Consider the following 14,190-nt stretch of genomic DNA (forward strand, 5'->3'; position numbering starts at 1 on the left):
CAACACCGGAAACGGCAAGTTGCTCCGTGACATGATGATGATGTCCGACAGATACAGAGACCCACAGGGATATGTGCTTGCATACGACAACGCATGGAAGGTTGGTCAGGCAATTGCCAAGAACGGAAACGACCTGTACCTGCGTTCAAAGGCTGCTGCAGTTGAGACCGTAAAGATCCTGAATGCTGCAAAGGCCGAGGGCAAGCTCCAGATGTCCCGCTTCGAGATAAATGCACTTGCTGACGCAGAGAAAGCGATCAATGCACTTACCGACGAAAAGGACAAGTTCATGAGCGACATGCTCGCCCTGTACAAGTCAGAAGTAAAAGTATTCAAGCCAGAAGCGAACTACAAGTTCTAAACTTGAGTTCCTTTCTTTTTTCTTTTTTTTCTACAACACATTCCTATAGCTAATGCTGTTTTTCGTTTAATACGAGTTTATTTTAGATTAACTTGCTAATTACTCTGTTTTTTAGGATAACCTACAGCCATAATTACAATTCTCGTTTCAAGTGGAGCATGTTTCCAGTCCTCAGGAGAATAAGTTTGCTGAGAGAACTCTATTTCCATATTGTGTCGGCTGACTCCACAATCATCCATATACTCATTTACAATTTTATTCCCAAGTGCCTTTGCGTAGTCAAGAGCATCATTATAGGTTTCCAGCTTGTGTCTTCCCAAAGGAGAAAAAACCAAGTAGTTTCGATCAGGTTCCGACACTGAAAAGGGTCTGATAAACATTTCAACTCTTTTAATACCCTTTCCAAACAGAGCACCAACTGCATTACCTACCGCTGCATGTTCCGGTATGTGGATATCGGCATCCACTATCCTTGAAAGGTCGTCTTCAAATGAAACGACTGGTCCTCCCAACATAACTACCGGAATATCAAGCTTGAAACGAGCGGGGAAGTCACCATTGACTATCTGCTCTATGCCTTTTCTATCGACATCCTTCAGCAGGAACGACATGAGATCAAATACAATGCTATGTGCCATTTTCTCTTTTACAGCAACTGCAAATTCCACAGCATCCATTTTAGCAAGGCGGGACAATTGACTTGCTCCTATCAACGAGGCTTCCACGTTCCAGCGGGTATATTCACCAAGTATATGCAATGCATCGGTGGGGGTAAAGCCAATTGGCTGTATCAGTCTTTTACTTATAAGGCTATCAAGTATGACCGAGGAAGGATATTTACGAGAGGAAGATGCGATCTCTTCAAGGATCAATGGCTCATTTCTTATAGCAGCCAGTACTTCGGTTTCAAATTCATCTAGCTCTATCGGATCAAAACCTGTCCTCACGTACAGCCTTGCTGGCTGAATGTTCATGTCCAATGAACTGCGGGACGGTATCATGCATCTCTTCAGTTTTTCAATGAACACGGGATATCTTTCTGCAGCAAGGCATAGGGGTATGACCCTTCTTGGGCCAATGAAGATATGCTTGCTTTTTACCCATACCTGACTATCACCGCCAAGTGCCGAGGTTTCCATCCTTGTAGCTCTTACTCTTGTCTTCCAGCCTCCCACGACCGCACCTGTGTCAGTAAGCTCCGGTACACCCTTTATAACGCTTGATACATCCGTACTGGTTCCCCCTACATCGACCACTGTACATGTATCCAGGTTGCATAGATAAGAAGCACCAACAAGACTTGCCGCAGGGCCTGAAAAGATCGATTCAATAGGTTTTTTCAGTGCTTCATTTATACCGATCACCGTTCCATCGCATTTCAGCATTATCAGCCTTGCTTTTATTTCCCTTCTTTTTATCTCCTCAATCATCGAGCTTATAAAACTGCGGCAAATAGGCAAAAGCTGGGCGTTAAGCGCTGCAGTGACAGCTCTTTCATAGGCTCCAAGGTCCTGGGAAAGTTCGTGACCACATGCGGCCGGTAATCCTGTGGTCTCATTTACAATGTCCCTTATGGCAAGTTCGTGCTCAGGATTTCGGATGCTAAAAAAAGAAGATACTGCAAAGGCAGATACTGATCCTTTTACCCTCAAAGCAAAATCTTTTACGGTATCTATGTCAAGGGGTGTAGTTTCTTCTCCATCGAACGTATGGCCGCCCGATACTACTATATAATATTTTGCAGGATATGTTCCTTTGGTTGGATGATCACCTACCAAGATCAGAGCAACCGGACTTCCTGTTCCTTCAAGCACCGTATTAGTTGCAAGTGTGGTCGAAACGGATACAAGGCTTACTTTATCCAGATCATCTGTTCGAAGGCCGTCGATAGCATCGCGGATTCCTATTATGAGATCAGGGTAGGTAGTAAGAGCCTTACTTGTGGCCACAATAGAACCATCAGTATCTCTTACAAGGACTGCATCTGTATACGTTCCTCCCGCATCAATCCCAAGGCTGAACTTCATAATAGGTCACTTATCTCTGATAATTGATCTTTTGAAAGGGAGTATGGTTTTTGAGTGAATATTAGAATAATAAGTAAAATGCAGATCCATTTAAAAAAGAAAGGTACGTGGTCATGAAGACCACATATAGGGAATGGGTTTACTTGTAGAATGCGTCTCTTGCAGCGACCATTGCCTTAAGGTTGGCAACTGGGGTGTCCGGTGCAATACCGCATCCAGGTGCAAGTACATCCACGCCTGCCTTTAGAGCAGTTGTGGCTGCTTCTGTTACTTTCTCAGGTGTGCCTGCAAGCAGAACAAAGGGGCTTGAAACGTTACCACAAATAGATACTTTGCCTGCAACCTTTGCCTTTGCACCCGCCATGTCCTTTACCTTCTCTTCGATACTGATAGATGCGAAACCACAGTCTGCCATGTCAGGGATGATCGCTGTGACATCACCGCAGATGTGGAGGATCATTGGGACCTTTACTGCTGCTGCGAACTTCCGGAGCATTGGCTTGAGGTCTGTCCTAAATGAATCCGGTGACATGAGGTCAGGAGAGCATACCGGGTCTGGTACACTGATCACATCTGCACCGGCATCTGCCAGAGCATTTGCGTATGCAATACATGCATCGGTTGCAAAGTCCATTATAGCGTTGTAAGAAGCTTTGTCCTTTATGGACCATTTCATGAACCTTTTGACACCGCAGAGGTCAGATGCAAGGGTGATAGGTCCTTCCATACCTGCTATAACAGGGACCTTCCCGCCTGTCTTCTCTTTAAGGATCTTCATTGCTTCCAGTACAGCAGGGATCCTGCCCTGTGCAAGGAGGTTCTCAGGCATCTTGAGGTTTGCAACACTGTCCGGGTATGGGTGGGCTGTAACAGATGGCTGTCTGTTCTTTGTACCCATGTTGACCTCACAGCCCATTGCCTGAGCAAGAACTGTAAGACAGTATGGTGCTCTTACGCCCTCAAGGCCACACACCTCATATGAAGCGTATGCGAGTTCTGCCATGAGCTTTGCATCGCTGTGGGCTGCTGGCCATGCAGCGCCTGTCTTGTCCATGAGCTCGACAATAGCGGTCTGTGTAACAGACAGAACTGGGACCTTGTCGACTTCCTCACATTTCAATGCTTTTAAAAACCTTTCCTTCATGTTTAAGTCGCTCATAATTAATCCTTCTCTCCAATTAAAGAGTTAGTCACCTGAATTTGCAATACATCAAATATAAAACTATTGGGAACGGCGCTTTATACTAGGTTAAATACATTTCTGTTCAAAATTGCAGAATATGTTTGTAAAACCTGCTCTCATTCCTTTGGAATAAGAGTTTTTACCTGCAATTATCAATCCCAGAATTTTTTTGTTTTGGCATAGTTTCGCTCTGCTGCCAGAATATCCCTGTAGAAGTCTTCTTCCTCAGGCCGGTTTTTCTGTATGATGCGGGAAGCCGTCTCAGGCCCCACTCCTCTGGAAGCAAGGGCAATGACAGCCTTTTTTCCATGCGATCTTACAAAATTAGCGTTCCTGTATACTCTCTTGATGCGTTTTATTTCTTCACCGGAAGCAGATCCACCATGTTTCTTCACAAGTCTTATCTCTTCCTCTTCCCATGGCTTGAGGGCAGCCACCATTTTTGATCCACATACAGGGCATATGATATCATCCGGCACATTCATCACTTTCCTGTGAGATGCCCATTTTTTACAGTGTATGCAGAACAATATGATATTATCGTGCATGATACGTTCCTTGAGAGCAAGCACTATCGACCTATCAGCTTTTTCCGGGGCTACAAGATCACGTTTCATCGAGAATCCCGATGAACCGATCGGTGTTGAGGCACTGATCTCGATCTGGATCTCGCCTGAAGATATCTGTGATAAGACCTCGCGGGCCGAATCCACATCCAGCATATCATGCAGGATCTCCCGGACCACCTCGTCATACATGGAAGTGCCTTTGTATATTTCAAGAAGTTTTTTCATGCTGATCCTGTCGTAATCCAGATCTTTGCTAAGCGCTCCGAACTTCCTGGCAACATGCACCATCTTCCATTTCATAAGAGATGTGTTCTTAAGGGTCATCTCTATGACAGGTTCAATGTGATCCGGGCTAATATCATGTATCAGTGACCTTATATCGACAGGTTTCAGCCTGCGTGGTCCCTGAAGTCGTATGCGGTAAGGGTCTACTTCCTGTGCCACACTGCTTCCAAAGCGTGCTGCAAGCAATGCCGTCAGTACTTTGGCCAAGGTTTCATTGGTATTATGTCCAAAACAAGCATTAATGATCACTGCATCATCATCGCTTTCGATAAGCAAGGTTTTGTCATCCGGAACTTTGAGTCCAGCTGCCACATGCTCAGCCACAAGCGAGATCAACTCTAAAGCACCTGGCATATCAACATGGTACTTAAGCATAAGCTCTTCTGCTATTATTTCTTCATACATCTCTTTAAGAAGTGAATTCCTTATGAAAGCACGAAGTCTTCCTACTGCCTGGGCCACATCAAAAGGCACAGGTATTTCCTCCCCAACCCAGCTGGGGATCTCACCCTTTGCCTTGACAGGTTCTACTTTTATCCTGTCTCTTTCGGTGTCCATGTCTATGACCCTCCACATGTCACCTTTCGTGATGAACACAGCGCCGGGGGTTGCAGATGTTACAACAAAAGCCTCATCCAGCATTCCTACAGGCCTGCCGGAAACCATATCGAATACCTCATACTTTTTCTCATCGGGTATCATGGAAAGGTTATCATAATAATACTGCCAGCTCTTGCGCCTTCTGCCCAGTATGCTTGATCCTTCTTCCCTCCACACCAGCCTGTATTCTGTGACCTGCTCCACAACCCTTTCCAGTTCCTGCAGGGTCAGTTCACGGAAAGGATACGCTCTTCTGAAGATCGCATGCAGGCGTGAAATATCAAGTTCTCCGAAATCAAGTACCATCCCTGATATCTGATTGGCCAGCACATCCAGAGCCCCGTTCTGTACTGATATCCTTTCAGCTTTTCCTTCAAAAGCGTACATTACGATCATCATGCTCTCTGCAATATCATCCTGTCCAACTGCAAGAATAGTCCCTCTGGAGATCTCATGTATCCTGTGACCTGCACGTCCGACCCTTTGTAAAAGCCGGGAAACCTGTCGTGGTGATCCATACTGCACAACATGGTCCACCTTGCCGATATCAATGCCAAGTTCCATGGATGAAGTACATATAAGTCCTCTCATGTCTCCTGATTTGAAAGATTCCTCAGCTTCGATACGCGCTTCCACAGACAGGGATCCATGATGCACTCCAATGGACTCGCCCATTATCCTGAAACCCGATGCCAAAGCCTCTGCACTTTGTCTCGTATTGACGAAGACCAAAGTGGACTCATGCCTTCGTACTATGTCCCGGATGCATCTCAGATGTGCAGCAAACTCGATATCACATCCCACCATCTGAGATATCTCCATGTCCTCTGCTGCTATCTGCGGACGTGCCACATCGAATTCCAGGAGTTTGGACATGATGACCTGTAAAACAACTACATTTCTTTCTGATCCAGCCAGAAAACGTGCAACTTCTTCCGGGTTACCTACCGTGGCAGAAAGCCCCACTCTCTGGAACTCACCTGCAAGCTCCACCAGCCTTTCAAGACCTATGGCAAGCTGTGCTCCTCTTTTTGAAGCTGCCAGCTCATGGATCTCATCCACAACTACATGCTTCACATATCCCAGACTTTCCCGCAGCAACCTGCCTGTGAACATTGCCTGTAAGGTTTCAGGCGTTGTGATCAGGAGGTCCGGTGGTCTGCGTGACTGTTTCTGACGTTCGTTACGTGAAGTGTCCCCATGGCGTACCTGTACATCAATGCCTAACTCCTTGCCCCACCATTGTATGCGTGAGAGCATGTCCCTGTTCAACGCCCGCAGGGGTGTGATGTACAGGGCTGATATGCCTTTCCTCTCTTCCAGGGATCGTGCAAGGATGTGATTAAAGATCGGAAGTACTGCAGATTCTGTTTTTCCTGAGCCTGTGGGAGCTATTAGGAACGTATGCTCTCCTTTTAGTATATGTGGGAAGGCTTTTTCCTGGGGTTCCGTAGGTGCCTTGAATCCAAGTTTCATCAAAGTCTCCTGAATTTTCGGATCAAAAGCATCGAACAGGTTACCAAAGCTCATCTGCGTCCCTTACCCTTTCCCCTACGCTCTTTTTTCGGACCATTCAATTTGCGCACATGTTTCAGAAGCCCCAGCTTTGTACCATCCAGCAGGTAGATCTCTGCATTATCCAGTTCCACTCCACCGGATGAAAATATCGGACCCAGCAGGTCATCTTCCAGCGATTCGTTAAATGCAACGCCTCCGCACAGTTCGTTGAAGGATGGTACAATGAATACTCTTGGGTCTTTCCACACCTCGTTCAGGTCCAGGCTGCTATAATGCGCCTGTAATATCTCTTTTTTCAGCCGGGTGCGCACCCACGCAGGTTCCACGACCGTATGGCCAAGAGGGTCTGTGAAACGGATCGTGGGATGATTATGGGCTGTGATGATATACTCGGTTTCAAGTAGTTCGGGAGCTGGCCAGGTATGGCCGTGGAAGTAGCTTACACCGTCTATCACAGCGCCTCTGGAAGGATGTAACTGCACATCCTTTCTTTCAGGAAGGAGGAACTCTATACCTGCATCATGGTTCCCAGGAAGGATATCCACATGCGTGTGTTCTGCCAAAGCGCCCAGGAAATAGGGAAGCTCATCCCTTTCCTGCCAGGAGATCTGAGGAACATTGTGTTTCACATCCCCCAGAAGTATAAGCCTGTCTGGCTTTACAGATCCTATATATCCCATAATGCGGTCAAGGCCTGCTTGCATGCGGCTGGGTATGGAAAAACCACTGGTATAGAGGTCCCACTCAATTCCCAGATGTATGTCTGCTATTGCCAGCGACCTCACTTCATTTTCCACAACAAGTGCAGGCTCATTGAATACGGGTTCGATCTTTATCGTCATTAGTACATAGGATGGATTTTACTTTGAATATGGCAGTAATGCATTTTAAATTGTGCAGGTAAAGTAGATATGAAGAAACCTTAAAACACATGAATGCTGTAAACGTACAAAAAGAAGGGCTTTTAAATGGTTCATCATTCAATGGAAGAAAGTCTTCAGTGTCCTATTAACCAGGCCAGGATCACCGCCGGCATGAGCGTGGACGAACTGATACATGCGCTGGATGGCTGTGCTTTCGGAGCAGGCCGGATAGCCGATGCAGTAGATATCTATCATGAGATGTTAAGCAACAAGAGCACCAGTTTCTTCGGACTTGCCGGAGCTATGGTGCCAGCAGGCATGCGAGCCATCGTAGCCGACCTCATCAGGGACGGGTACATTGATGTACTTGTCACCACAGGAGCGAATATGGTGCACGAGGTAGTGGAATCCATGGGTCTGCACCATTACAAAGGTACAGAGCAAACCGATGATCTGGAACTCAAGCATCAGGAGATCAACCGCATTTACGATGTGTTCCTGCCCGAACATCATTTCACGGATCTTGAAGAGAAGATGCAGTCCATATTCTCTGATATAGGGGACAGGACCATATCCATCAGGGAATTCATGACCCATATCGGCAATAACATCGATGATAAGAATTCCATATTACGCACTGCCGCAGACATGAACGTGCCTGTGTACTGTCCTGCCATACAGGATTCCATGATCGGGCTGCAAGCTTGGCTGTACAAACAGATGCATACTCTTAATGTAGATGCATTCGCTGATATGAGGGAGATCATCGATATCTGCTATGAAGCAAAGGACCCGGGTGCATTGCTGATCGGCGGTGGAGTTCCCAAGAACTACATTTTCCAGTCCATGCTCGTGACCCATCAGGAATTCGAATATGCTATACAGCTTACTATGGACACTCCCCAGACCGGGGGTTTGAGCGGTGCCACACTTGATGAAGCGCGCTCCTGGGGCAAGGTAAGTGAAAGTGCACGTTCCGTCACGGTCCACTCGGATGCGACCATTACTCTGCCTCTGCTTGTGGCAGCTGTAAGGAGCAGGCTGGCTAAGGATAATAAATAACATATCGGGAAGTGATGTAGTTGATCAAGGATACACGATTGATACTTGCCCTGGATGTTACGGACAGACAGCAGGCGCTTAGAATAGCCCAGAGTGTAAAAGGTCATGTGGATGCCATCAAGATAGGATATCCTCTTGTCCTGGCAACAAGAAAAGACATCATAGGTGAAATTGCAGAAATGGTGCCTGTGATAGCAGACTTCAAGGTGGCAGACATACCTAATACCGATCGTCTGATCTGTGAACAGGTGTTCAGGGCAGGAGCAGATGCATTGATAGTGCATGGTTTCACTGGTTATGACAGCCTTAGGATGTGTGTCGAAGTTGCCGAAGTGCATGGAGCCGATATATATGTTGTTACTGAGATGAGCCATCCCGGAGCCCTTGATTTCATGCAAAGGGTCGCAGAGGACATGGCGCAGATGGCATCAAATGCAAAGGTCGCGGGAGTTGTTGCACCGGCTACGCGTCCGGAACGTGTACAGAAGATCCGCAGTATTATCGGAAATGAAATAGCCATTATATCTCCGGGGGTGGGTGCCCAGGGTGGCAGTGCTGCCGATGCCGTCAAAGCCGGAGCTGACTGGGTAATTGTCGGCAGGAGCATCTATCTGGCCGATGATCCTAAAAAAGCAGCTATGGAAATCGCAAAAGAGATCAAGGATGCGATCGATCAATAATGTGTAACGTGTGCCTGTGATGAGCTTGTTTTCTGAACAGTGATGAACCCTATGAGTCCTGAGGCACACTTTTTTTAGTGATCATACAAAAGTCTGCTTGTGTTTGCTGTACAGCACGTGGACGATACCATCTGCCAGTCCCATTTGAGGCACGAACATCTCAGTAATGCCGCTCCATTTCATCACAGACAGGTATATTTTCGCTGCAGGGACTATCACATCTGCCCTGTCAGGCCTTATACCCAGTTCCGATATGCGCTGTTCAATAGGGAATGAACGGATATAAGTATGCAGTTTTTTCAGTTTACCGTATTCAAGAGGCGCCCCTTCATTTGTTTTGGATACACTGAAAAGAAAATTAATATTTCCTCCGCTTCCCACTGCTGATATTGGATGATAGCGGGAAGAAACATGCTTCACCCATAGTTTCATGTCTTCCCAATCCCTTCGGGTCACAAGTCCTTCATGTATGCGTATGCTTCCAATATCAAAAGACCGGGATTCCATTATTTTATTGTCATCAAAGATGAGTATTTCAGTGCTTCCGCCTCCAACATCCACGTACATATGGCATAAATTGTTTTCATTCTCAGCCAGTCTTTCCACATGGTTATAATAAATGATCTCAGCTTCTCTTTTTCCACTAATTATCGATAGATCAATGCCGCTTTCCCTATTGATAAGGTCAACTATTTCCATGTTGTTGCTGGCCTCACGCATAGCTGAAGTAGCACATGCCATATAGTCCGCAGGCTCAAAGGCATCCATAAGATACCTGAAACCGATCATGGTCTTAACAAGCTTCTGGACCTTTTCTTCGGATATCCTCTTATGGGGAAAAGCGTCCTCTCCCAGACGGATAGGCATTCTGAAAAGGGCAACTTTCTCATATACGGGACGAACACTTTCTTCTTCTACCTTTGCGAGCAAAAGCCTCACGGCATTGGAACCTACGTCTATGGCAGCGAATTTCACTCCATACCACCTTTTCCGGATGCTTTGTTTGAGAACAGTTTGTACAGATCATCCTGCGCACGCCTTATTTTGCTTGACCGTTTTCTCTTTACATATTTGTTGTCCTGCTCTTTATTAATAATACGAGCTTTGGTATTATCCGCAAACTGGATCTCCATGAATTGTTTAAGTTCTTCCTGTATAGATCTGTCGTAAACAGGCACTGCTACTTCCACTCGCCTGTCCAGGTTACGCACCATCCAGTCTGCAGAGGAAATGAAATATTTCTCATCGCCATCATTACAGAATATGAACACTCTTGAATGTTCCAGATACTTATCCACTATACTTGTGACCTCTATGTTTTCGCTAAGCCCCTTGACTCCAGGAACCAGAGAACATATACCCCTGGTCACCATCCGGACCTTAACGCCTGCCTGGCTCGCTTCATAGAGTTTTTCTATCATCCTGCGGTCCACAAGATTGTTCATCTTCAGGTACATATAAGCCTGCTTTCCGGCCTTTGAATTCCTTATTTCAGTATTGATCAGTCTGTAGATCTTGTTGCGCATGAAGTGAGGGGCAACGATGAGATGGTCATAACTTATGTGTTTATATGTATGTTCAAAGAAATCGAAGAGGTCTTTAACTTCTCTGGTTATGGCCTGGTTGGATGTGAGCAATGCATGATCACTATAAACGTGAGCAGTAGACTCATTAAAATTACCAGTGCCTATGCAGGCGTATGTCACAGGGATATCGTTCTCCATTCTTGTTATTTTACACAGCTTAGCATGCACCTTTAGCCCAGGAACTCCGTCAATAATGGTAGCTCCCGCCTCTTCCAGTTTCTGCGTCCAGAAGATATTTGCCATCTCATCGAAACGCGCCTGCAGCTCGATGACCACTGTTACGGATTTACCGTTCTTCACAGCATTGATGAGGGCATTCACCACATTTGAGTTCTTAGCTACCCTGTAGAGTGTCATCTTAATGGTAGTGACGTTCGGATCAATGGCCGCTTCTCTTAACAGATCGATCATATGATCGAAAGAATGGTAGGGGTAACAGAGCATTACATCTTTGCTGCGTATTACTTCCAGAATGCTGCGGTTAACTGGGAGATCGGGATGTCTTATAGGCTTGTTTTTTTCATATAACAGGGAGCTATCACCCACGTCCGGGAAGTTCATGAAATCCCGTGCATTGTGGTATCTTCCTCCGGGAACTATATTTTCAAGGTTTTTCATTTTCAGGCCATCAAGTATGATGTTCAGCAGGTCTTCCGGCATTTCCCTGTCATATACAAATCTCACAGGTTCCCCTCTTTCTCTTTGCTTGAGACCCTCTGAGATCTTTTCAAAAAAACTTTTCATCACATCGTCTTCAATATCGAGTTCAGCATCCCTTGTAAGTTTGATGGTGTATGCACTTATGGAATCATAGTCAAATATAGAGAAAATGTTCGAGAGGCCGAAACGTATCACATCGTCCAGCATTATTATATATTGAGTGCCGGAGTCCGATGGTAACGGAAGAAAACGGGGTAACACATCTGCAGGTACTTCTATCAGGGCGTAGTTGAATTCCTGGGGGTCCCGGTACTTGTACATTGCAACTGCCAGGTATATTGCCTGATTCTTTAGATAAGGGAATTTTTGAAGTTCCCGGAACATTACAGGTACAAGCCTTGGACGCACTTTGGAAATGAAGTATTCCCTTACGAACTCCTGCTGCTGCTGAGTAAGTTCAGTTTCATTGATAATGAATATATTTGCTTTTTGAAGCTCTTTTTCTATCTCTGAGAATACCTCATCGAACTTGTCTCTAAGCTGCAATACTCTTTTATGGATAAGTTCCATTGTTTTTTTTGGTGAATCTCCTATCGTTTCACTGGATTTCACTCCCGCATCGATCATTCTGTGAACAGTTCCCACCCTCACACTGAAGAATTCATCCTGGTTCGACGAGAAAATGCCCAGGAACTTCAGGCGTTCCAGTAATGGCAATGAAGGGTCTGCTGCCTCCTGCAATACCCTTTCATTGAAAGAAAGCCAGCTCATCTCACGGTTAACATATTTGACTATTTTATTCACCATCTAGATCACAATATATAATTTAAATCCCATTTAAATTTTCCAATTACCATATGCTCCACCACGCGAGCACAATTTTCTGGGTTGCAATCCTAAAGGATGTTTTCACAAAATATTGGTTCCCTTATAATAACATTTTATACTTATTAGCAATAGCTCTACATACATGTATATATTCTCTATACCCTTCTGGATTGAATGCCGTTTCAATTCTGGTATAGTCTGGCTATCACATTTGAGAACCTGACCCCGAAACCCGGGTCCATTACTTTTGCCCATACTTCTGGAAAAGCTTCAAGTAATTCAACGACTTCGTTCTTGCGGTATATAAGATAATTTTCAACCCCTGGGTCTGATAACATCATTTTTTCTTCTCCGGCTGTCCTTCCTTCTCCAAAACCCCATTTCCCGTACTTCAGGTAGTTCTCCAGTAGTTCTATTGCAACAACTGCATCATGAATATCACCAAGATTGTCCTGCAGTGTCTTGAGGTCCTTTACAAGGCTGTTCGTTTCTTCTCCCAGTACTTCGTCGAAGAATTCCAGAGTATATCTTAAGATCTTCACATCTATGCGCAAAGCATGCAACATCTCAAAGGAAGGTTCATCCTCGCGTACCAGATCATCGTAGGCCCGCACTTTAGCGAGCTCGTTATACAAAAGAGAAGGGAGCACATCCCTTACTCTGTGGGGCAGGGGTCTGCCGTCCCGGTCTACCAGAGATTCTTCCCACTTTCCTCCTTTTTCCAGCACTTTTGTGAACTTGAGCTTGAACTTGTCATATTTGGTGCTGTCAAGATGCAACAGCATAAGTCCTCTTGCCTTGTCCCTTTCTATCTGAAGATTTCCAGTAAGTTCGTCCAGTTCTGAAGTTCTCTGTCCGGGAAGTGATCCGATATACTCTTGTATCTTTTCCATGAACACATCCAGATCGCGGACAGCTCCAAGGGACCTGCGCGTAGCTTTTATGTTCCTGAAAACAGGCTTCATTGTATCCATATCCAGATGACCATTGAATACTTGCAACACAGAACGCATGCGCATGGCTGCGACCCGCATGTCATGCAACTCTTCTATATCCTTGCCCAGCATTGTGCCGCGTTCATGTTTGAGCATTCTCCCGAAATGGAATCTCAGGATCTTGTGGGCAGCTTCTCTCATGTGGTCGTCTTTTTTTATGTCAGTTCTTTTCATAGACAGGAAGTTCTTGACATCAATTCCGGCGACCACTCCCCTTTCAATTATATCGGTTGTTGTTGCGGTTTCTTCTATTGTTTCAGGTGGTTCAGGGTTAAGATCTATCATTGTTTCCGGGAACGTTGTTTCAGGAACGCTCTCGGTTGCTGTCCCGATTTCACAGGTTTTACCTTTTTCGGTTCCATCCGTAATTATGTCGGCATCACAAACAAACATCTCATTTTCATCACATGTGGAACTCCATCCGGAAAATTCGTTTGACGGATGTATCATCTGAGATACCATCATACTGCTAAGGGCTGCAGTTAATTGTTTTTCTCCGGAAGACATAGTATCTGTACTATTGATGCCTGTGGGTTCGGACATGCAATGGATGGGGTTCGGAACATTCCGGAATTGTTGCAACGTGATGCTACATAAAAGCAATAGAATTCCTGCACCATAAGCAAGTATTACATATGCCACTTTAGGATAGAACCAGGCATCAGGATAAAGAAGAATAAAACCAAGGATACCTGCAGCGGATAAGATCGAACCGAATGTTAAAAGAAAGCCTGTATCTGGCTTCAGGAGAAAGAGCAGGTTCTGACCCATCAGAATAAGCAGAATACCTGTTCCCGCAAGCCCCAGGGACAGGACGATCTGGCCGGGTCCGGAAAACCTGTTAATGCTTTCAAAAACTGCATATAAGATCGCTGATGCGATGCATACCAAGCCTGTAATGATCAGGAAAAGCATGGTTCCCTTAGAATTGGATCTCTTCCCCTCTTTGTCCATAAGTATTCCTATGTTCCCT

General features: G+C 45.5%; 10 protein-coding genes. 3 read left to right on the forward strand and 7 right to left on the reverse strand.

Annotated features, from left to right (window positions below):
- Window positions 1-361 (forward strand): methyltransferase MtaB domain-containing protein (locus A4E24_RS00525; RefSeq protein ID WP_292350763.1); only part of this gene is annotated, 361 nt, incomplete at its 5' end.
- 95 nt (window positions 362-456) lie between these two features.
- On the opposite strand, the gene A4E24_RS00530 is transcribed toward A4E24_RS00525, so the two are convergent.
- From A4E24_RS00530 to A4E24_RS00545, 4 genes are all read right to left on the reverse strand, one after another.
- Window positions 457-2,388, reverse strand: coding sequence for a hydantoinase/oxoprolinase family protein (locus A4E24_RS00530; RefSeq protein ID WP_292350765.1), 1,932 nt, complete (start codon window positions 2,386-2,388; stop codon window positions 457-459).
- Window positions 2,389-2,527: 139 nt separating this feature from the next.
- Window positions 2,528-3,547, reverse strand: coding sequence for a methylcobamide:CoM methyltransferase MtaA (gene mtaA, locus A4E24_RS00535; protein ID WP_292350767.1), 1,020 nt, complete (start codon window positions 3,545-3,547; stop codon window positions 2,528-2,530).
- Window positions 3,548-3,723: 176 nt separating this feature from the next.
- Window positions 3,724-6,555 carry a DEAD/DEAH box helicase gene (locus tag A4E24_RS00540; protein ID WP_292350769.1) on the reverse strand — a complete coding sequence of 944 codons (2,832 nt, stop codon included), beginning with the start codon at window positions 6,553-6,555 and terminating at the stop codon, window positions 3,724-3,726.
- Window positions 6,552-7,385: a metallophosphoesterase gene (locus A4E24_RS00545; protein WP_292350771.1), complete on the reverse strand. Its 834-nt coding sequence runs from the start codon at window positions 7,383-7,385 to the stop codon at window positions 6,552-6,554. Before A4E24_RS00545 ends, A4E24_RS00540 begins: the two co-directional genes overlap by 4 nt.
- 126 nt (window positions 7,386-7,511) lie before the next feature.
- Between A4E24_RS00545 and A4E24_RS00550 the strand changes: the two genes are divergently transcribed.
- Both A4E24_RS00550 and pyrF read left to right on the forward strand, forming a co-directional pair.
- On the forward strand, window positions 7,512-8,468 hold the full coding sequence (locus A4E24_RS00550) for a deoxyhypusine synthase (RefSeq protein WP_292350773.1): 957 nt from the start codon (window positions 7,512-7,514) through the stop codon (window positions 8,466-8,468).
- Window positions 8,469-8,488: 20 nt separating this feature from the next.
- Complete coding sequence (pyrF, locus tag A4E24_RS00555) at window positions 8,489-9,148, forward strand: orotidine-5'-phosphate decarboxylase (protein WP_292350775.1); 660 nt, start codon at window positions 8,489-8,491, stop codon at window positions 9,146-9,148.
- An 81-nt stretch (window positions 9,149-9,229) separates the two neighbouring features.
- Here the strand turns inward: pyrF and A4E24_RS00560 are convergent, their stop codons facing one another.
- From A4E24_RS00560 to A4E24_RS00570, 3 genes are all read right to left on the reverse strand, one after another.
- Window positions 9,230-10,123, reverse strand: a complete 894-nt coding sequence (locus A4E24_RS00560; RefSeq protein ID WP_292350777.1) for an exopolyphosphatase — start codon at window positions 10,121-10,123, stop codon at window positions 9,230-9,232.
- On the reverse strand, window positions 10,120-12,201 hold the full coding sequence (gene ppk1 / locus A4E24_RS00565) for a polyphosphate kinase 1 (protein ID WP_292350778.1): 2,082 nt from the start codon (window positions 12,199-12,201) through the stop codon (window positions 10,120-10,122). The genes A4E24_RS00560 and ppk1 overlap by 4 nt, the downstream gene beginning before the upstream one ends.
- Before the next feature lie 203 nt (window positions 12,202-12,404).
- Window positions 12,405-14,171 carry a CHAD domain-containing protein gene (locus A4E24_RS00570; protein ID WP_292350780.1) on the reverse strand — a complete coding sequence of 589 codons (1,767 nt, stop codon included), beginning with the start codon at window positions 14,169-14,171 and terminating at the stop codon, window positions 12,405-12,407.
- Window positions 14,172-14,190 lie beyond the last annotated feature (19 nt).

This window comes from Methanomethylovorans sp. PtaU1.Bin093, from assembly GCF_002067275.1.
In the GTDB taxonomy this organism is placed as follows: domain Archaea; phylum Halobacteriota; class Methanosarcinia; order Methanosarcinales; family Methanosarcinaceae; genus Methanomethylovorans.

What these genes read in the sequence shown, in the direction of transcription:
- A4E24_RS00530 (WP_292350765.1), bottom strand. Translation starts at nt 2,388, where the DNA reads ATGAAGTTCAGCCTTGGGATTGATGCGGGAGGAACGTATACAGATGCA.
- mtaA (WP_292350767.1), bottom strand. Translation starts at nt 3,547, where the DNA reads ATGAGCGACTTAAACATGAAGGAAAGGTTTTTAAAAGCATTGAAATGT.
- A4E24_RS00540 (WP_292350769.1), bottom strand. Translation starts at nt 6,555, where the DNA reads ATGAGCTTTGGTAACCTGTTCGATGCTTTTGATCCGAAAATTCAGGAG.
- A4E24_RS00545 (WP_292350771.1), bottom strand. Translation starts at nt 7,385, where the DNA reads ATGACGATAAAGATCGAACCCGTATTCAATGAGCCTGCACTTGTTGTG.
- A4E24_RS00550 (WP_292350773.1), top strand. Translation starts at nt 7,512, where the DNA reads ATGGTTCATCATTCAATGGAAGAAAGTCTTCAGTGTCCTATTAACCAG.
- ppk1 (WP_292350778.1), bottom strand. Translation starts at nt 12,201, where the DNA reads ATGGTGAATAAAATAGTCAAATATGTTAACCGTGAGATGAGCTGGCTT.
- A4E24_RS00570 (WP_292350780.1), bottom strand. Translation starts at nt 14,171, where the DNA reads ATGGACAAAGAGGGGAAGAGATCCAATTCTAAGGGAACCATGCTTTTC.